The following is a 19391-nucleotide window of genomic DNA, read 5'->3' on the forward strand; positions in this document are numbered from 1 at the left end:
TCGCGCCGGCCGTGGATTGCGGCGTCGCGCTGCCCCCACCCCCGCCCTCCCCCAGAGGGGGAGGGAGTGAACCGCGAATCGCCAGTTGGGCGTGTGATTTGGCGCGCGCGTAGAACTGCTCGGCCGACAGGAACAGCGCCTCCGGCGGCAAAGCGGGGCGCTCGGGGTCGCCGCGCACCAGGCGGAAGCGCTCGGCGGTGTCCTGCCAGAAGTGCTGGAAGGCCGGCTCCAGGTCGCCGTGCAGCACCACCGTGGCCTGCGCCGGGTCTGTGCCGAGGTAGTCGAACACGGTGGCCGTCTCGTCGAAGAAGAGCGGCAGGTAGTACTCGATGCCGGCCGTGGCCACCCCGTTGCCCATGTCCTTGTAGATGCGGCTCTTGGTGGGGTCGCCCTCGAGCAGTTCGCGCCAGCGGTGGCGAAAGCGCGCGCGGGCGTCGTCGTCCATCGGGAACTCGCGCCCGGGCAGCAGGCGCACCTCGGGCACGGGGTAGAGGCTGCGCTGCGTGTCGGGGTCGAAGGTGCGGATGGAGTCGATCTCGTCGTCGAACAGGTCGACCCGGTAGGGCTGCGGCGAGCCCATGGGAAAGAGGTCGATCAGTCCGCCGCGCACTGCGTACTCGCCCGGGCTCACCACCTGCGTCACATGGCTGTAGCCGGCCAGCGTGAGCTGGGCCTTGAGCTTGGCTTCGTCCAGCTTCTGCCGGGTCTTGAAGTGGAAGGTGTAGCCGGCCAGGAAGGCGGGCGGCGCCAGCCGGTACAGCGCCGTGGTGGCCGGCACCAGCACCACGTCGGCCTCGCGCTGGCTGATGCGCCACAGGGTGGCCAGCCGTTCGCTGATCAGGTCCTGGTGCGGCGAGAAGCTGTCATAGGGCAGCGTCTCCCAGTCGGGGAACAGGGCGCAGCGCAGCTCCGGCGCGAAGAAGCGCATCTCGTCGATGAGGCGCTGCGCATCGTTGGCATCGGCGGTGAAGACGGCGGTGGCGCGGCCGGCGGCCTTTTCGCGCTCCGCCAGGCGGGCCAGCAGCAGTGCGTCGGCTGACAGGGGCGGGCGTGGCAAGGTAAAGCGCTTGCCGGGGCTGAGGTTGGGCAGATCCATTGGCGGTGCAAACCGGTGCAAAAGCAAAGCAGAACACCCCGCGCCGGGTTCGGAGCGGGGTGTGCAGTGGGGCAATTCTAGAATGCCCTCAACTTGAACACCGGCCTTCGATGCATTCGTCCCACCCCCCACACCTTCACGCCCTGATTCCGTGCGCCGGCAGCGGCAGCCGCGCCGGCGCCGGCGGCCCCAAGCAGTACGAGCGGCTCGCAGGCCGGCCCATGGTGGCCCATACGGTCGAAGCCTTCCGGGCGCTGGCCGACCGGTTCGCCACCATCGCCCTGGTGGTGGCGCCCGATGACCGCGAGATCTCCGCCGCGTTGCCGGCCTTTCCCAAGAGCGATGGAGAGCGCTTGCTGCAGGTGGGCGGCGCCACGCGCGCGGCCTCGGTGCGAAACGGCCTGGCCGCGCTGCGCCAGCAAGGCGCCAAGGCCAGCGACTGGGTGCTGGTGCACGACGCGGCCCGGTGCCTGGTCACGCCCACGCAGATCGAGGCGCTGATCGCCGCCTGCGAGCACGATGCTGTCGGCGGCCTGCTGGCCCAGCGCCTGGCCGACACGCTCAAGACTGCGACGGGCGACGGCCGCGTGCACGGCACCCTGGCCCGCGCCGACAAGTGGCTGGCGCAGACGCCGCAGATGTTCCGCCTGGGCTTGCTGCTCGATGCGCTGGAGCGCGCCGGCGATGCCGTCACCGACGAAGCCAGCGCCATCGAAGCCATCGGCCTGGCCCCGCTGCTGGTGCCCGGCAGTGCGCAGAACTTCAAGGTGACGTATCCGGAAGACTTCGCGCTCGCCGAGGCGGTGCTGCGCGCGCGCGAAAGGAGCAAGTGATGAGCAGCAGCATGGACATCCGCGTGGGCGAAGGCTGGGACGTGCATCAACTGGTGGCGGGGCGCAAGCTCATCCTGGGAGGGGTGGAGATCCCGCACACGGCGGGCCTGCTGGGCCACTCCGATGCCGACGCGCTGCTGCACGCCATCACCGACGCGCTGTTCGGCGCGGCGGGCCTGGGCGACATCGGCCGGCACTTCCCCGACACCGACGAGCAGTTCCGCGGCGCCGATTCGATGGTGCTGCTGGCCGAGGCGGCACGCCGCGTGCGCGCCGAAGGCTGGGAGATCGGCAACGTCGACAGCACCGTGATCGCGCAGGCGCCCAAGCTGGCCCCCCACATTCCCGCCATGCAAGAGCGCATCGCCGCCGGCCTGGGCCTGGCGCCGGGGCGCGTCAACGTCAAGGCCAAGACGGCGGAGAAGATGGGCCCGGTGGGCGAGGGCCGCGCAATGGAGGCGCGGGCTATCGTGCTGCTGCGCTCCACCGGCGGCTGAGCCGCGAGCGTTGCCGGCGAACTACTTCGCGCCTGCGGTGCGCGAGGCGGCGCCCTTGGCGCTGCCATTGGTCGCCGACCCGGGCCGGATCGACGCCGCGCGGGGCAGCCGGATGTGCGCCGCAAGACCGCGCCCCGGCGTGCTGGTGAGCGCAAAGGTCCCGCCCATGCGCTCGATGTTCTTCGCCACGATCGACAGGCCCAGGCCGGCTCCTGCCGCCGAAGTGCGCGCCTGGTCGCCGCGGAAGAAGGGCTTGGTCAGCTGCGACAGCATGGCCGGCGGCACGCCCGCGCCGTGGTCGCGCACCTTGATCAGCACCGCGTCGTTGTGTGCCTGCGCCTGGATGTTGATGCGCGCCACGTCGGTGCCCGGCGTCTTGCCGTAGCGGCGCGCGTTTTCCACCAGGTTGGAGATCACGCGGATCAGTTCCACCTCGTCGGCCATGACGCGCAGGTCCGGCTGGATCTCGGAGGTGATGCGGACGTCTTCATGGTCCTGCACGGCGTAGGTGCAGGCGTCGACCACGTCGCGCAGCAGCACCGGCTTGAATTCCACATGGTCGGGCCGCGCGTAGTCGAGGAACTTGTCGATGATCGCGTCGAGCTGGGCGATGTCGGCCGCCATGTGCGCGCGCGCATCCTCGTCGGCCACGCTCATCTCGGTTTCCAGCCGCAGCCGGGCCAGCGGCGTGCGCAGGTCGTGCGAGATGCCGGCCAGCATCACCGCGCGGTCCTGCTCGATCTTGGCCAGCTGGTCGGCCATGCGGTTGAAGCCGATGTTGACCGCACGGATCTCGGTGGTGCGCGCGCCTTCGTCCAGCCGGTGCGCCGCGTATTCGCCTTCGCGCACCTGCCGCGCCGCGCGCGAGAGCTGCGACAGCGGGCGGTTGATGAAGCTGGTGATCAGCGCCGCCCCCGTGAGCGACAGCGCCATCGCCGTCACCAGCCACACCAGCCAGGTGCGCCCGCCCACGCGGGTGAAGCGGGCCGGGTCGAGCAGCAGCCAGTAGTTGTCGCTCTCGATGGCAAAGCCGATCCACAGGCCGGGTTCGTCGTTGACCACGCTGGCCACCGTGGTGCCGGCGCCCAGGCGGGCCATCAGCTCGTCGGTGACCCGGGCATCCAGCTCGCCGCCGGTGTAGGGGGCGTAGCGGTCTTCCGGCTCGCGCGGCACGATGCGCACGCCTTCCTGCTCGGCCAGGGTCTTGATCAGCGAGAGGCGGGTGATGGCGTCCGAATACACCAGCGCGGCACGCGTCAGGTTGACCAGCGAGGCGATCTGGTGCGCCGTCTGGATGGCGCGCGGCTCGTATTCGAGCTGCCGGAAGGTCTGCAGCCAGGCGACGGTGCTGCCGACCAGCAGGAGCGCCAGCAGGAAAAAGGTGCGCCAGAAGAGGCTCAGGCCCAGCCGGCTCTTGCGCGAGCGGTTCTGCGGCCCGCCTTCCAGTGGACTGGACACCGTGACCGACGAGCTGTCCTCCAGGAGGCCGCCCGACTGGGTCGTGCTGGGGCCGCTGGCGGCCACGTAGCTCAAGTCGTGCCGTCCGGCACGAACACGTAGCCCACGCCCCAGACCGTCTGGATGTAGCGCGGTGCGGCTGCGTCGGATTCGACCAGCTTGCGCAGGCGCGAGATCTGCACGTCCAGGCTGCGGTCAAAGGGCTCGAACTCGCGGCCGCGCGCCAGCTGGGCCAGCTTTTCGCGCGACAGCGGCTGGCGCGGGTGGCGCACCAGGGCCTTGAGCATGGCGAATTCGCCGGTGGTCAGCGACAGCTCCTCGCCGTCCTTGCGCAGCGTGCGCGAGCCCAGGTCGAAGGTGAACGGGCCGAAGGTGACCGTTTCGTTGTCGGTGGACGGCGCGCCCGGCGCCTCCAGCGGCGGGCGGCGGCGCAGCACCGCGTGCACGCGCGCCAGCAGTTCGCGGGGGTTGAAGGGCTTGCCCAGGTAGTCGTCGGCGCCGACTTCCAGGCCGACGATGCGGTCCACGTCCTCGCCCTTGGCGGTGAGCATGATGATGGGGGTGCGGTCGTTGGCCGCGCGCAGGCGCCGGCACACCGACAGGCCGTCTTCGCCGGGCATCATCAGGTCGAGCACGATCAGGTCGACCGTGTCGCGCAGCAGGATGCGATTCAGCGCCTTGCCGTCTTCGGCAACGATGACCTCGAAACCTTCCTGGGTGAGGTAGCGGCGCAGCAGATCGCGGATCCGGGCGTCGTCGTCGACGATGACGATCTTGTCTGTACGGGCAGGTGTTTGAGTCATTTCAACAACACTGAATTTGTAACAACGCCGATTCTGGATCGGTTGACGGGGCGTTGAGCCCGTTTTACCCTCAGGTTGACACAAAGTTACAAAACTTGCGACCGCTCGCGTCTTGGCTGCGAAGCGGACGCCAACGAATGGCAAAGTCGCACACTTTGCGCGTTCCCCAACCCCGTCTCATGCGTCGTGCCTTGTCCGTGTTCGTTCCCCTGGCTCTTGCGGGCTCTGCCGTCTGGGCCGCCAATGGGGCGACGGCGGGTACCCCGACGGCCGACCAGGTGCGCAAGGAGGTGCGGCGCGCGGTGGAAGCCCATCGGGCCCAGGAACGGGACGACATCCGCCGCGAAGAGGCCGAAGTCGGCCGCCGCCTGACCCCGGCCGAGCGCGCGGAACTGCGCGAGCAGATTCGCTACCAATGGCTGCTGCCCAGCAAGTCGGCAGGCAGCGGCAGAGCGGACGATGCGCTGGGAAGCGCGTCGCCGGGCCCGTCCACGGTGCCGGAGGCGCGGCGCCTGTCGCCTTGACGGCGCACCCGGCGGCCGGTGGTCGGGGTCGCCGCCAGGTTTCAAATCACCTCACTATTGAAGGGAGTCTTTCGTTTTGAAAAACGCAATCAAGCTTGTCGTTTCCTGCGGTGCGCTGGCCCTGGCCGGCCTGGCCATGGCGCAGCAGCCGGCGCCCGGTGGCTGGGCGCCGCCGCAGGACGTGCTGCAGCTGTCGGCCAACGGGACGGTCGAGGTGCCTCAGGACCTGCTCAGCATCACCCTGGTGGCGACGAAGGAGGGCTCCGACGCGGCTGCCGTCCAGGCGCAGGTCAAGCAGGTGATGGATGCGGCGCTCGCCGAAGCCCGCAAGAGTGCGCAACCGGGGCAACTGGATGTGCGCACCGGCAACTTCAACGTGCATCCGCGCTACACGCGCGACGGCAAGACCAACGGCTGGCAAGGCACGGCCGAGCTGGTGCTGGAAGGGCGCGATTTCGCCCGCGTCTCGCAGGTGGCGGGGCGCCTGGATTCGCTCACGGTGGGCAACATGTCGTACGGCCTCAGCCGCGAGGCCCGCGGCAAGGCCGAAAGCCAGGCGCAGACCCTGGCCATCGACGCCTTCAAGCAGAAGGCCAGCACGCTGGCCAAGGACTTCGGCTTCGGCGCCTACACGCTGCGCGAGGTGTCGGTGAATTCCGAGCACGCCGGCCCCATGCCCCGCGTGATGGCCATGAAGGCCGGCGGCGCAGCCGCAGACGCCGCCGTCCCGGTAGAACCCGGCAAGGCCAACGTCGTCGTCAACGTCTCCGGCTCCGTGCAACTCAAGTAGACCGCACCTTCACAAGTCAGTCCCGCACCAAGGAACCGGCTTTGCCGGGCCTTAGGTGGGGTCTCCCCCTCGGGGGGTGGAGTTACACGGAGCGAAGCGCAGTGAAAAGCCGGGGGGCCGACCTACTGCGCCGTCCAGCCCCCGTCCACCTGCCATGCGACGCCGCGCACCTGGTCGGCGGCCGGCGAGGACAGGAACACGGCCAGGCCGCCCAACTGCTCGACGGTGGTGAATTGCAGCGACGGCTGCTTTTCGCCCAGCAGCTCGTTCTGCGCCTGCGACACCGGAATGCCTTCGCGCGCCGAACGGTCGTCGATCTGCTTTTGCACCAGCGGCGTCAGCACCCAGCCCGGGCAGATCGCATTGCAGGTGACGCCCGTGGTGGCCGTCTCCAGCGCCACGGCCTTGGTCAGGCCCACGATGCCGTGCTTGGCGGCCACATACGCCGACTTCTGGGCCGAGGCCACCAGCCCGTGCGCCGAAGCGATGTTGATCACACGGCCCCAGTTGGCCGCCCGCATGGCCGGAATGGCCAGGCGCGTGGTGTGGAAGGCGCTGGTCAGGTTGATGGCAATGATCGCGTCCCAGCGCTCCGGCGGAAAGTCCTCCACCTTGGCCACGTGCTGGATGCCGGCGTTGTTGACCAGGATGTCGACGCGGCCGAAGCGTTCGGCGGCCTTCTTCATCATGTCCTCGATCTGCTCGGGCTTGCTCATGTCGGCGCCGTGGTAGTCCACCTGTACGCCCAGCGCCGCGATCTGCGCCTTTGGGCCTTCATGGTCGCCGAAGCCGTTGAGCATGATGTTGGCGCCTTGCTGTGCCAGCGCGGTTGCGATACCCAGGCCGATGCCGCTGGTGGACCCAGTGACGAGGGCGGTTTTGCCTTTGAGCATGTTGAGCAATCTCCGGATGAATTACGATGCAATGAACATTATGGGCACACGATGCAAGGCCTCAGAATGACAGAACCATCCCTTCGCTTCGTGACCTGTGCAGATGCCGACGGCGGCCATCGCATGGCCTATTGGCAGTGGGGCGAACCAGATGCTGCGCACGTGGTGCTGTGCGTGCATGGCCTCGCGCGCCAGGGGCGCGATTTCGACGTGCTGGCGCGTGCCTTGCTGGAACGCGCCAAGGGCCACATCCGGGTGGTGTGCCCTGACATCGTGGGGCGCGGCCGCAGCGACTGGCTGCGCGACCCGAAGGGCTACCAGTTGCCGACCTACGCCGCCGACGTGCTGGCGCTGGTCGCGCAGCTGCAGGCGGATGCGCCGATCGTGTCGCTCGACTACGTGGGCACGAGCATGGGCGGGCTGATCGGCATGGCCATTGCCGGCAGCCCCCAACTGCCGCTGGCCTTGCCCGTGCGGCGCCTGGTGCTCAACGACGTCGGGCCTTCGATCAGCCAGACGGCGGTCGAGCGCATCGGCGCCTATGTGGGCAAGAGCGGCGAGTACCCGAGCCTGGAAGCGGCAGCCGACGCCATGTGGCTGCTGTCGAGTTCCTTCGGCGCGCACACGCGCGAGCAGTGGCTCGACCTGTCGCGCCACATGCTGGTGCCAGCCGCGCAGCGCAGCGAAGACCGCAGCACGAAACGCGAGCCGGGCGATGCGCGGCCCGAGGGCGGTCCTTTCGTGCTGCACTACGACCCGGCCATCGGCGTGCCGATTCGCGCGCTGACCCCGCAACTCGCGGCCCAGAGCGAATCTGTCATGTGGGGCTTGTATGACGCCATCACCGCCCGCACATTGCTGCTGCGCGGTGCGCAGTCGGACCTGCTGGCGCCCGAAACCGCGCAAGCCATGACCCGGCGCGGCCCCGGTGCGCGCCTGGTCGAATTCGAGGATGTCGGCCATGCACCGACGCTGGTGGCGCCGGCACAGCACGGCGTCGTGGTCGACTTCCTCCTGGACTGAAAAAAAGAACTAGGTAAGACGGATCTTGGTAGCAGTTTCAACGCAACAGCGCCCCACAGCTGGCGCCGACGCCAATGAGAAGACCGCGTTGTCGGCCGCCACGGCAGACAGTTCTCCGGCCATGGAGAACATGCTGGCGCGCGCACGCGCGTTTGCCGAGCCGCTGATCGCCGGCGAAACGCTCAAGACCGGCGAGAACACCCTGGCCCATGCCGACGCGGTGGCCGCCATCGTCGAGCGCATGGGCGGCTCCGAGGCCATGCAGGCCGCCAGCTACCTGGTGTACTCGTGCCAGCACCTGAACCGGCCGCTGGAAGTCATCGCCAAGGTCTTCGGCCAGAACTTCGCGCTGCTGGCGGTGGAGACCACCAAGCTGGTGCAGGTGCAGGAGCAGGCCCGCTCGGCCACCGGCTCCGGCCATCTGCTCGAAGGTGCCGGCACCCAGACGGAAAACGTCCGCAAGATGCTGCTGGCCTTCTCGCGCGACCTGCGGGTGGTGATGCTGCGCCTGGCCTCGCGCCTGCAGACCCTGCGCTACGCGGCGCAGGTGAAGCAGCCGGTGTCCGAGAGCGTGGCGCGCGAGTCGCTGCAGGTGTTTGCGCCGCTGGCCAACCGGCTGGGCATCTGGCAGGTCAAGTGGGAGATCGAAGACCTGTCCTTCCGCTTCCTGGAGCCCGAGACCTACAAGCTCATCGCCCAGCTGCTGGAAGAAAAGCGTGCCGAGCGCGAAGGCTACGTGGAGCAGTTGCGCCTGCGGCTGGAAACGCAGCTGCGCGAAGAAGGCATCCAGGCCAATGTGCAGGGGCGGCCCAAGAACATCTACAGCATCGTCAAGAAGATGCGCGGCAAGTCGCTCGACTTTGCGCAGGTGTTCGACATCATGGCGCTGCGCGTGATCGTGCCCGACGTGAAGGACTGCTATGCGGCCCTGGCGTGGGTGCATTCCAACTTCCAGCCCATCGACGAGGAGTTCGACGACTACATCGCGCGGCCCAAGCCCAACGGCTACCAGTCGCTGCACACGGTGGTGCGCGAGCGCCTGAACGGCAGCGCCGCCAGCAAGCCCATCGAGATCCAGATCCGCACCGAGGAAATGCACGAGCATGCCGAGCACGGCGTGGCCGCGCACTGGGCCTACAAGGAGGCGGGTACCAAGGGCTATGCGGGCGTGTGGGCCGGCGGCGAGTACGACGCCAAGATCGCGGTGCTGCGCCAGCTGCTGGCCTGGGAGCGCGACCTGTCGGGCGGCGAGCAGGGCAAGGGCCTGTTCGACGACCGCATCTACGTGCTCACGCCCGACGCCGCCATCGTCGAGCTGCCGCAGGGCGCTACGCCGGTGGACTTTGCCTACAGCGTGCACACGAGCCTGGGCCACCGCTGCCGCGGCGCGCGTGTGGACGGCGCGATGGTGCCGCTGAACACGCCGCTGCAGAACGGCCAGACGGTGGAAGTCATCGCGGTGAAGGACGGCGGCCCCTCGCGCGACTGGCTCAATGCCGAACTGGGCTATCTCGCCAGCCACCGCGCGCGCGCCAAGGTGCGCGCCTGGTTCAACGCGCAGATCACGCACGAGACCATCGCGCGCGGACGCGAGGCGGTCGAGAAGCTGCTGCAGCGCGAAGGCAAGACGGCGCTCAAGCTCGACGACCTGGCCGGGCGCCTGGGCTTCAAGTCGGCCGACAACCTGTTCGAGGTGGTGGGCAAGGACGAGTTCTCGCTGCGCAACATCGAGAACCTGCTGCGTCCGCCCGCCGAAGCACCGTCGCCCGACGACGAGGGCGTGCTCATCAAGAAGTCCAAGGGCAGCGGCAAGGCGTCCAAGAGCGGGGTGCTGGTGGTGGGCGTGTCGTCGCTCATGACCCAGCTGGCCAAGTGCTGCCGCCCGGCGCCGCCGGACCCCATCGGCGGCTTCGTCACGCGCGGGCACGGCGTGAGCGTGCACCGCGCCGACTGCAGCAACTACCGCACCATGGCGGCCGCGCAGCCCGAGCGCGCCATCGAGGTGGAGTGGGGCACGTCCAAGGGCGGGCAGGACGCGGTCTATGCGGTGGATGTGTCGGTGGAAGCGGCCGACCGCCAGGGCCTGCTGCGCGACATCTCCGACGTGTTCGCACGCGAGAAGATGAACGTGATCGGCGTGCAGACGCAGTCCGTCAAGGGCACGGCGTGGATGACCTTCACCATCGAGATCGCCGACGCCACGCGGCTGTCGCAGGTGTTGCAGGTGGTGAAGGCAGTGACCGGCGTGCGGTCTGCGCGTCGTCGTTAGCAGCCGGCTTCGGTAGCCCCAAAAAAGTTTGCTACAATTGCGGTCTTCCGAAAACGCTTAGGCGCGTAGCTCAGTTGGTTAGAGCACCACCTTGACATGGTGGGGGTCGGTGGTTCGAATCCACTCGCGCCTACCAAGCCTTTTCAGAAAAGCCGCACAAGGACTCCGCATTTTTTGCCGAGTCCTTTTTTCTTTTTCATTGCGGCTTCAGGCGCGCTCTGCCGCGAGTTCCCACCACGCCGGCAGAAGCCGCGCAACCTCCGGCCGCGCAAAGCGCTGGTCCAGCAGCCAGAGCACGCCCTCGTCGCTTTCGCTGCGGATCACGCGCCCGCCCGCCTGCACCACCTTGCGGATGCCCGGATACAGGTAGGTGTAGGCATAGCCGTCGCCGAAGCGCTCGTCCATGCGCTGGCGCATGCGCTCGTTCAGTGCGTCGTGCTGGGGCAGGCCCAGCGTGGCGACGAAGGCGCCCACCAGGCGGTCGCCGGGCAGGTCGACACCTTCGCCGAAGACGCCGCCGAGCACCGCAAAGCCGATGCCGTGTCCGCCGGGCTGGAAGCGCTCGAGAAAGGCGGCGCGCTCACCCGGCGCACCGCCGCGCGTCTGGCGCCATGTGGCAATGCCTGGATGGCGGCGGCCCAACTCGTCGGCGGCCATCTCCATGTATTCGAAGCTGCTGAAGAAGGCCAGGTAGTTGCCCGGCCGTTGCGCGAATTGCGTGGCGATGAGGCGCACCAGCTGCGCCAGCGTTTGCGGCCTGTCCTGCAGGCGCGTGGAGAGGTTGCGGGCGAGCTTCACCTGCAGCTGCCGGGCAGAGAAGGGCGATGCGATGTCGACCATGGCGGTGTCCGGCGGCAAGCCCAGCGTGTCGCGATAAAACTCGAACGGCGACAGCGTTCCCGAGAAGCACACGGCGCTGCGCGCCGCGGCAAAGCGCGGGCGCAGGAAGGTCGCCGGGATCAGGTTGCGCAGGGCGATCTGCCGCGTGCCGTCGGGCGCCGGCGAGAAATCGAGGACCGAATGCGTGTCGAAGGATTCGGCCAGGCGCGCGCATTGCAGGATCTCGAAGAAGAGGTCCTGCAAGGGGCCCTTGGCCAGTTGGGGATGAGCGTTGAAGTGCTCGGCCAGGCATCCTGACGCGTCGCGGATGGCGCTGTCCAGTTCTTCGGGAAGCTGGTCCAGCAGGGCGTCCGGGCCGCAAGACGCTTCGGCCCGATCCCATTGCAGGCGCAGCAATTGCAGGGCGCGCACGGCTGCGGCGGGCACCATGCCGCGCGCCCTGGCAAAGCTGCTTTCCGGCAGCACCGCCGAATACATGCCCCGCGCGCGCTCGAGCAGGTTGTGCGCCTCGTCCACCAGCAGCGCTGCCTGCCATTGCTCCTCCTGCGCCAGCACGTAGAGAAAGGCGCTGGGATGGAAGTAGTAGTTGTAGTCGGCCACCACCACGTCGCACCAGTGCGCCATCTCCTGCGCGAGGAAGTAGGGGCAGAGCTGGTGCTCGCCCGCGATCCGCGCCAGGCGGGCGCGGTCGAGCAGCCGGACGGCGCTGGCGGCCTCCCGTGCCGCGGGCAGCCGGTCGTAGAAGCCGCGCGCCAGCGGGCACGATTCGCCGTGGCAGGCGGCTTCCGGGTGGCGGCATGCCGACTCCCGGGCCTCGATTTCCAGCACGCGCAGGTCGTGCGCGCCCTTGTCCTGCAGCTCCCGTAGCGCCTCCAGCGCCACGGTGCGGCCCGGTGTCTTGGCGGTGAGGAAGAAGACGCGGTCGATTCGATGGCCGGCCTTGGCCTTCAGTAGCGGATAGAGCGAGGCGAGCGTCTTGCCGATACCGGTGGGCGCCTGCGCCAGCAGGCAGCGCCGTGCGGCGCCGGCCTGGTAGATGCGGCGCGACAGCTCCCGCTGCCCGGCGCGGAAGGCGGGCCTTGGAAAGGGCAGCGTGCCCAGCGCTTGCTTCAGGTTCCGGCCGCGCTGCGCCTGCGCGCGGGCCCACTGCAGGTAGATGCGCGCCATGGCCTGGAACTGTTCGCGCAGCGTGGCGGCGTCGAATTCTTCTTCCAGCAACGTCTCGCTTTCGGTGGCCAGGTCGAAATAGACGACCGCGACCCGCAGCGAGGGCAGCTGACGCGCTTCGCACAGCATGGCGGCGTAGACCCTGGCCTGGGCCCGGTGGAGCGCCCGCTGGTTGGGCTTGATGGATTCGACCGGCCCGCGGCAGGTCTTGATTTCTTCCAGTCGCAATGCCTGCGGGTCGAAACCATCCGCGCGGCCCCGCACGCGCAGGCCCTCGAAAGAGCAGGACAGGGACAGCTCCGGCTCGTAGCCCGCACCGCGCCGGGACTGCACCTGGCGATGCCCGGCCATGCCTTCCAGCGCACTGGGGGCGGGGGTGAAGCGCAGGTCCAGGTCGCCCGCCTGGGCGGCGAATGCGCACAGCCGGCGCACCGACACCGTCAGTTCGGGGGCGTCGTCGTCGGATGCGGGCGGGGGCGGGTTGGCGGGCACCCGTGGACTGTACACATGTCCAGTGCCGGAGGATAAGCGGCCGCCATCACCCGCTTGAAGGAGTTCAGGGTCAGGCAGCTTGTGTTAACTTGGTTAAACATGTTTTTTCATCTGCCCCAGACGCGCGAATGAACACCCTGCCCAATGACCTGGATCCCTTGCCGAACGAGCTGCGGCTGGCCGCCCTGATGCGACAGGCGCCGCTGGAGTTCGCGCGGGTGGTCTACGGTCTCAACGACAGGGCGAGCGGGCGTGCCGATACCATGGCGGCCGAGGACGTGGCCCGCAGCGAGCGCCACGGCATGCCGGTCACGCGCGAGCGGGCCGAGCAGCGTGCCAGGGCCTACCTGCCGGTGGGCGGCCACGAGCATTGCCCGCGCTGCTGGGTCTTCAACGGCGTGAAGAGCCTGCTGGTCTTCAAGGAAGGCGACGAGGAGCGTCCCGAAGTCGCGGCCTGCAAGGTGTGCGGCGCCGAGTACGCCTGCACCGTCGATTGATTGAGGGAATCCCGAAGAGGGTAAACCTTGGCGCGGTGCAGCAAAACCGCTCCCTAGAATGGCCCGCGCGCTTCTGGCGCCCAACCTGACAACAAGGAGATTTCCCAAGTGCAGAGCAAGAAGGCCGCCGGCAAGCCGGCGCAGCGCGTGATCAAGAAGTATCCGAACCGCAGGCTCTACGACACGGAAACCTCCTCCTACATCACCCTGGCCGAAGTCAAGCAGCTGGTGATGTCCAAGGCCGCCTTCGTGGTGCGCGACGCCAAGACCGGCGACGACCTCACCCGCAGCATCCTGCTGCAGATCATCCTGGAAGAAGAGGCCGGCGGCGCGCCCATGTTCAGCGAGCAGGCCCTGGCCAGCATCATCCGCTTCTACGGACAGGCCATGCAGAGCTACATGGGCCCCTACCTCGAGAAGAACATCCAGGCCATGACCGAGCTGCAGGCGCGCATGGCCGAGAACGCCGAGACCCTCTCGCCCGAGATGTGGTCGCGCTTCCTGTCGATGCAGTCGCCCATGCTGCAGGGCATGATGGGCAACTACGCCGAGCAGTCGCAGAACGCCTTCAAGCAGTTGCAGGAGCAGATGCAGAAGAACGCGGAGCAGGCGCTGGCGGCTTTCGGCATCAAGCGCTCCGAGCGGACCTGAGCGGGTCCCGTCAAGCCACGAAGGCCCCGTGCGGGCCGGGCAGAGCGTTCCCTGGGACAATACGGGGATGAGCGAAGCAGCCTCCCCCGAACGTCTTGAAAACCCCGCCACGGCGCCCAAAGTGGGCTTCGTCAGCCTCGGCTGCCCCAAGGCCCTGACGGATTCCGAACTGATCCTCACGCAACTGAGCGCCGAGGGCTACCAGACCTCCAAGACCTTCGAGGGCGCCGACCTCGTCATCGTCAACACCTGCGGCTTCATCGACGACGCCGTGAAGGAAAGCCTGGACACCATCGGCGAGGCGCTGGCCGAGAACGGCCGGGTGATCGTCACCGGCTGCCTGGGCGCCAAGGGCGGGGAGGGCGGCGGCAACCTGGTGCGCCAGATGCACCCCAGCGTGCTGGCCGTTACCGGCCCGCATGCCACGCAGGAGGTGATGGATGCGGTCCATGCCAACCTGCCCAAGCCGCACGATCCTTTCGTGGACCTGGTGCCCCCCATGGGCATCAAGCTCACGCCCAAGCACTATGCGTATTTGAAGATCAGCGAAGGCTGCAATCACCGCTGCACCTTCTGCATCATCCCCTCCATGCGCGGCGACCTGGTGTCGCGGCCGGTGGGCGATGTGCTCAAGGAAGCCAAGGCGCTGTTCGAGGGCGGCGTGAAGGAACTGCTGGTGATCAGCCAGGACACCTCGGCCTACGGCGTGGACATCAAGTACCGCACCGGCTTCTGGGACGGCAAGCCGGTCAAGACGCGCATGCTCGACCTGGTGCGCACGCTGGGCGAAATCGCCGAGCCCTACGGCGCCTGGGTGCGGCTGCACTACGTGTACCCGTACCCGAGCGTGGACGAGGTGATTCCGCTGATGGCCGAAGGCCGTGTGCTGCCCTACCTGGACGTGCCGCTGCAGCACAGCCATCCGGATGTGCTCAGGCGCATGAAGCGCCCGGCCAGCGGCGAGAAGAACCTGGAGCGCATCGCCAAATGGCGCGAGATGTGCCCGGAACTGGTGATCCGCAGCACCTTCATCGCCGGCTTTCCGGGCGAGACCGAGGAAGAGTTCGAGCATCTGCTCGATTTCATCCGCGAGGCCGGGATCGACCGCGCCGGCTGCTTTGCCTACAGCCCGGTGGAAGGCGCCACCGCCAACGACATCCCGGGCATGCTGCCCGAGGCCGAGCGCGAGGCGCGCCGTTCGCGCTTCATGGAGGTTGCCGAAGAAGTGTCGATTGCGCGCCTGCGCCGTCGCATCGGCGCAACGATGCAGGTGCTGGTCGACTCCGCACCGGCCATGGGCCGCAAGGGAGGGGTGGGGCGCAGCTATGCCGATGCGCCGGAAATCGACGGTATCGTGCGGCTGCTGCCGCCCGAGAAGATCAGCAAGCAGCTGAAGGTGGGCGAATTCACCAGGGCGCGGGTCGTGGACACGCAGGGCCACGACCTGATTGCGCTGCCCATTTGAGGGCAACTCGGTTGCCACACGGCCCCATTCGCAAGAGTGGGTGCCGGAGTGTCAGCAGTGTGTGTCATGATGGCTGCGCGAAGGCCTTGAGAAGGTGCTTCGCGCCCCGAAGAGAAGAGACGACGCACCCCGTACACATGCTGGCCCACCCCCAAAACAAAAATCCCCTGCAAATCTTCATTTGCAGGGGATCTTGTTTGTTGGTGCCCAGAAGAGGACTCGAACCTCCACGATGTTACTCGCTAGTACCTGAAACTAGTGCGTCTACCAATTCCGCCATCTGGGCCCACACGCTGCTGAGTTAACCTGTTGGTCTGCCCTGCAACGTGTTTTGTTTTTCAGGAACGAGAGGAATCATATCAAAAATTTAGGCCACTCCGGCGTTCTGTCGGAAGAAGTTGAAGGAATTGTCCAAGGACACCGCGACGGACACGGTTTTGTGTTGCGTGATGACGGCGACGCGGACATCTATTTGCCCCCCAACGAGATGCGCGCCGTCCTGCACAAGGACCGTGTCAAAGCGCGCGTTGTGCGGCAGGACCGGCGCGGGCGCCCCGAGGGGCGCGTGGTGGAAATCGTCGAGCGCCCCGAGCAGCCCATCATCGGCCGCCTGCTGCATGAAGGCGGCGTGTGGCTGGTGGCGCCCGAAGACAAGCGCTACGGCCAGGACGTGCTCATTCCCAAGGGCGCCACGGGGCCGGCCAAGGTCGGGCAGGTGGTGGTGGTGCAGCTCACCGAGCCGCCGGCCCTGTTCGGCCAGCCGGTGGGCCGCGTGAAGGAAGTGCTGGGCGAGATCGACGACCCCGGCATGGAGATCGAGATCGCCGTGCGCAAGTACGGCGTGCCGCACGAGTTTTCCGAAGCCTGCCTGGCGCAGGCCAAGGCGCTGCCCGACAAGGTGCGCGCCACCGACAAGCGCGGCCGCGTCGACCTGACCGACATTCCGCTGGTCACCATCGACGGTGAGGACGCCCGCGACTTCGACGATGCTGTGTACTGCGAGCCGGCCAAGGTCGGCCGCACCAAGGGCTGGCGCCTGCTGGTGGCCATTGCCGACGTGAGCCACTACGTGCAGACCGGCAGCGACATCGACATCGATGCGTACGACCGCGCCACCAGCGTGTACTTTCCGCGCCGGGTCATCCCCATGCTGCCGGAGAAGCTCTCCAACGGCCTGTGCTCGCTCAACCCCGAGGTGGACCGGCTTTGCATGGTGTGCGACATGCTGGTCACCAGTGCCGGCGAGATCTACGCCTACCAGTTCTATCCGGCGGTGATGTTCAGCCACGCCCGCTTCACCTACACGGAGGTGGCAGCGATCCTGGCGAACACGCGCGGCCCCGAGGCCGCCAAGCGCAAGGAGCGGGTGAAGGACCTGCTGAACCTGCACGACGTGTACCGAGCGCTGCTCAAGGCGCGCTCCGTGCGCGGCGCGGTCGACTTCGAGACCACCGAGACGCAGATCATCTGCGACGATGCCGGCCGCATCGAGAAGATCGTGCCGCGCGTTCGCACCGAGGCGCACCGCCTCATCGAAGAAGCCATGCTCGCGGCCAACGTGTGCAGCGCCGACTTCATCGCCGAGGGCAAGCACCCGGGCCTGTTCCGCGTGCACGAAGGCCCGACGCCCGAGAAGAAGGAAATCCTGCGCAACTACCTCAAGGCCATGGGCGTGGGCATGTCGATCAGCGACGATCCGCGTCCGGCGGAATTCCAGGCCGTGGCCGAGGCCACCAAGGATCGGCCCGATGCGCAGCAGATCCACACCATGCTGCTGCGCTCGATGCAGCAGGCGATCTACACGCCGATCAACAGCGGCCACTTCGGCCTGGCCTACGAGGCCTACACGCACTTCACCAGCCCGATCCGGCGCTACCCCGATCTGCTGGTGCACCGGGTGATCAAGGCCATCCTGGGCAAGACCAAGTACCAGTTGCCGATGCTGCCCACGCCGGGCGAGGCGCATGCCAAGCTGGCCAAGCGGCTCGCCTCACGCGTCAAGGTGCCCAGTGCCAAGCCGCAGAAGGCCAGCGTGGCGCCCAGCAAGGAAGTGATGGCCTGGGAGGCCGCCGGCCTGCACTGCAGCGCCAACGAACGGCGGGCCGATGAGGCCAGCCGCGACGTCGAGGCCTGGCTCAAGTGCAAGTACATGCGCGAGCACCTGGGCGAGGAATACGGGGGCGTGGTCACCGCGGCCACCACCTTCGGCATCTTCGTCACGCTCGACGCGATGTATGTCGAGGGCCTGGTGCACATCACCGAGCTGGGCGGCGAGTACTTCAAGTTCGACGAAGCGCGGCAGGAACTGCGCGGCGAGCGCACGGGCATCCGCTATGCCATCGGCTCGCGCGTGCGGGTGCAGGTCAGCCGCGTCGACCTGGACGGCCGCAAGATCGATTTCCGCCTGGTGCGGGAAGGCGAAGAATTGACCAGCCGCGCGCTCAAGGACAAGGGCCTGCCCAGTCCCACCGGCGTGCCGGCCAAGGCGGCCGACAAGCGCTCGGGCCGCAAGAAGAGCGAAGCCTCGCGTTCGGCACAATCGCCCATCCAGGCCCTGCGCTCGGCGGTCAAGAAGGCCACGAGCAAGATGAAGGGCAAGGGGCGCACCGCGCGCCGATGATGACGAACAACAAGGAGATCAAGCGAGATGAGTGAATCGACGAGCCGCATTGCAATCGTGACGGGCGCCGGCAGCGGCATCGGCCGCGCCGCCGCCCTGGCCCTGCTGGGCGACGGCTGGAGCGTGGCGCTGGCCGGCCGCCGTGCCGAGCCTTTGCAGGAAGTGGCCAAGGAATCGGGCGCCGGCGATCGCGCGCTGGCGGTGCCCACCGACGTGGCGGACCCGAAGTCGGTCGAGGCCCTGTTTGCCGCCACGGTGGCCAGGTTCGGCCGGGTGGACCTGCTCTTCAACAACGCCGGCGTGAGCAATCCGCCGGGCCCGTTCGAGGACTGGACGCCCGAGCAATGGAAGGGTGTGGTGGACATCAACCTCAACGGCATGTTCTATTGCATCCAGCAGGCTTTCCGCACCATGAAGGCGCAGAGCCCGCGCGGCGGCCGCATCATCAACAACGGCTCCATCTCTGCCCACGCACCGCGGCCCAATTCGGCCGCCTACACCTCCACCAAGCACGCGGTGCAGGGCCTGACCAAGACCGCCTCGCTCGATGGCCGCAAGTACGACATCGCGGTGGGACAGGTCGACGTGGGCAATGCCATGACGGAACTGGCCGCCAAGATGGCCAAGGGCGTGCCGCAGGCCAACGGCGAGATCGCGATCGAGCCGCTGATCGACGTGAAGATCGTCGGCCAGTCGGTGCTCTACATGGCCAACCTGCCGCTGGAAGCCAATGTGCTCTTCCACACGGTGATGGCCACCAAGATGCCCTTCGTGGGCCGCGGCTGAGGCCGCTGGTTCAGCGGCAGGCGGCGGCGAGTGCGCTGGCGCTGAAGGGCTGGCCCGCGGGCCAGCCGTCGGCCAGTGCGCCGTGCTGCCAGACGCCGGACCGGGCGGCGGCCAGTGCGTCCAGGCCTGCCGCCAGCCTGGCGCCGATCATCCCCGCCAGCACATCGCCGGTGCCGCCGGTGGCCAGCCGCGCATTGCCGCTCAGGTTGACGAAAGGTGCCGCACGGGGCGCCGCGACGATCGAGCCGGACCCCTTGAGCACCACCACCGACTGAAAGCGCTGCGCCAGCGTGCGCGCGGCGGCCAGCCGGTCCGACTGGATGGCGGCCGTGTCGCTGCCCAGCAGGCGCGCGGCCTCCAGCGGGTGCGGCGTCAGCACCGTTGGCTGGCCCTTGCCGAGGCGCGCCGCGAGCAGCTTCTGAAGTGCGCCGTCGGCGGCAATGGCATTGAGCGCATCGGCATCGAACACGGCGCGCGGCGCTTCGGCCAGCATGCGCGGCAGCCAGGCTTGCACCGCGGCTCCGCCCCCGCAGCCGCAGACCGCAGTGAGCTGTGGCCAATTCAACGATGCGGGATCGCGGAACATTAGTTCCGGCTGGATGGGCGACAGGGCGGGCTGCGACCTGTCGAGCAACGCGACGAACACGCGGCCGGCGCCGCCGTGCAGGGCCGCGCTGGCCGCCAGCA

Annotated in this window: 16 protein-coding genes, 2 tRNA genes and 1 pseudogene; 12 read left to right on the forward strand and 7 right to left on the reverse strand. The window is 68.1% G+C overall.

Going from position 1 to position 19391, the window contains the following annotated elements; genetic code table 11:
* Positions 1-1096: pseudogene (locus tag VSO01S_RS21450) on the reverse strand (transcription-repair coupling factor); the annotation flags it as partial.
* Positions 1097-1206: 110 nt separating this feature from the next.
* Here VSO01S_RS21450 and ispD point away from each other — a divergent pair.
* Both ispD and ispF read left to right on the forward strand, forming a co-directional pair.
* Entirely contained in the window at positions 1207-1929 is a 723-nt protein-coding gene (gene ispD / locus VSO01S_RS21455) for a 2-C-methyl-D-erythritol 4-phosphate cytidylyltransferase (RefSeq protein ID WP_068644837.1), read from the forward strand.
* Positions 1930-1940: 11 nt separating this feature from the next.
* Positions 1941-2426, forward strand: coding sequence for a 2-C-methyl-D-erythritol 2,4-cyclodiphosphate synthase (ispF, locus tag VSO01S_RS21460; RefSeq protein ID WP_068644848.1), 486 nt, complete (start codon positions 1941-1943; stop codon positions 2424-2426).
* 21 nt (positions 2427-2447) lie between these two features.
* On the opposite strand, the gene VSO01S_RS21465 is transcribed toward ispF, so the two are convergent.
* Together VSO01S_RS21465 and ompR are read right to left on the reverse strand one after the other, a co-directional pair.
* A complete protein-coding gene (locus VSO01S_RS21465) occupies positions 2448-3884 on the reverse strand; it encodes an ATP-binding protein (protein ID WP_068644849.1) in 1437 nt (478 codons plus the stop codon).
* A 71-nt stretch (positions 3885-3955) separates the two neighbouring features.
* Complete coding sequence (gene ompR, locus VSO01S_RS21470; protein ID WP_068644838.1) at positions 3956-4687, reverse strand: osmolarity response regulator transcription factor OmpR; 732 nt, start codon at positions 4685-4687, stop codon at positions 3956-3958.
* A 137-nt stretch (positions 4688-4824) separates the two neighbouring features.
* On the opposite strand from ompR, the gene VSO01S_RS27270 reads away from it, so the two are divergent.
* Both VSO01S_RS27270 and VSO01S_RS21480 read left to right on the forward strand, forming a co-directional pair.
* Positions 4825-5211, forward strand: coding sequence for a hypothetical protein (locus tag VSO01S_RS27270; RefSeq protein WP_153305357.1), 387 nt, complete (start codon positions 4825-4827; stop codon positions 5209-5211).
* Between the two features lie 76 nt (positions 5212-5287).
* Complete coding sequence (locus VSO01S_RS21480) at positions 5288-6001, forward strand: SIMPL domain-containing protein (RefSeq protein ID WP_068644840.1); 714 nt, start codon at positions 5288-5290, stop codon at positions 5999-6001.
* A gap of 122 nt (positions 6002-6123) precedes the next feature.
* On the opposite strand, the gene VSO01S_RS21485 is transcribed toward VSO01S_RS21480, so the two are convergent.
* A complete protein-coding gene (locus VSO01S_RS21485; protein ID WP_068644841.1) occupies positions 6124-6894 on the reverse strand; it encodes a 3-hydroxybutyrate dehydrogenase in 771 nt (256 codons plus the stop codon).
* A gap of 66 nt (positions 6895-6960) precedes the next feature.
* Between VSO01S_RS21485 and VSO01S_RS21490 the strand changes: the two genes are divergently transcribed.
* The 3 genes from VSO01S_RS21490 (at position 6961) to VSO01S_RS21500 (ending at position 10322) form a co-directional block, all read left to right on the forward strand.
* A complete protein-coding gene (locus VSO01S_RS21490) occupies positions 6961-7917 on the forward strand; it encodes an alpha/beta fold hydrolase (protein ID WP_068644842.1) in 957 nt (318 codons plus the stop codon).
* 121 nt (positions 7918-8038) lie between these two features.
* Positions 8039-10186, forward strand: a complete 2148-nt coding sequence (locus VSO01S_RS21495) for a RelA/SpoT family protein (protein WP_084242026.1) — start codon at positions 8039-8041, stop codon at positions 10184-10186.
* Between the two features lie 59 nt (positions 10187-10245).
* A tRNA-Val gene (locus VSO01S_RS21500) sits at positions 10246-10322 on the forward strand.
* 71 nt (positions 10323-10393) lie between these two features.
* On the opposite strand, the gene VSO01S_RS21505 is transcribed toward VSO01S_RS21500, so the two are convergent.
* Entirely contained in the window at positions 10394-12631 is a 2238-nt protein-coding gene (locus VSO01S_RS21505) for an ATP-dependent DNA helicase (RefSeq protein ID WP_245684284.1), read from the reverse strand.
* A gap of 182 nt (positions 12632-12813) precedes the next feature.
* Here VSO01S_RS21505 and VSO01S_RS21510 point away from each other — a divergent pair, with 182 nt between their 5' ends.
* From VSO01S_RS21510 to rimO, 3 genes are all read left to right on the forward strand, one after another.
* On the forward strand, positions 12814-13182 hold the full coding sequence (locus VSO01S_RS21510) for a hypothetical protein (protein ID WP_245684283.1): 369 nt from the start codon (positions 12814-12816) through the stop codon (positions 13180-13182).
* Positions 13183-13290: 108 nt separating this feature from the next.
* Complete coding sequence (gene phaR, locus VSO01S_RS21515; RefSeq protein WP_068644844.1) at positions 13291-13833, forward strand: polyhydroxyalkanoate synthesis repressor PhaR; 543 nt, start codon at positions 13291-13293, stop codon at positions 13831-13833.
* A gap of 67 nt (positions 13834-13900) precedes the next feature.
* Positions 13901-15298, forward strand: a complete 1398-nt coding sequence (gene rimO / locus VSO01S_RS21520) for a 30S ribosomal protein S12 methylthiotransferase RimO (protein ID WP_068644845.1) — start codon at positions 13901-13903, stop codon at positions 15296-15298.
* Between the two features lie 201 nt (positions 15299-15499).
* On the opposite strand, the gene VSO01S_RS21525 is transcribed toward rimO, so the two are convergent.
* A tRNA-Leu gene (locus tag VSO01S_RS21525) sits at positions 15500-15584 on the reverse strand.
* Between the two features lie 45 nt (positions 15585-15629).
* Between VSO01S_RS21525 and rnr the strand changes: the two genes are divergently transcribed.
* Complete coding sequence (rnr, locus tag VSO01S_RS21530) at positions 15630-17918, forward strand: ribonuclease R (protein ID WP_068644846.1); 2289 nt, start codon at positions 15630-15632, stop codon at positions 17916-17918.
* 27 nt (positions 17919-17945) lie between these two features.
* Entirely contained in the window at positions 17946-18704 is a 759-nt protein-coding gene (locus VSO01S_RS21535) for an SDR family oxidoreductase (protein ID WP_068644847.1), read from the forward strand.
* 10 nt (positions 18705-18714) lie between these two features.
* Here VSO01S_RS21535 and VSO01S_RS21540 read toward each other — a convergent pair.
* Positions 18715-19391: ADP-dependent NAD(P)H-hydrate dehydratase (locus VSO01S_RS21540; protein WP_161944464.1), on the reverse strand; the 677-nt coding region annotated here is incomplete at its 5' end.

The organism is Variovorax soli NBRC 106424 (genome assembly GCF_001591385.1).
In the GTDB taxonomy this organism is placed as follows: domain Bacteria; phylum Pseudomonadota; class Gammaproteobacteria; order Burkholderiales; family Burkholderiaceae_C; genus Variovorax; species Variovorax soli.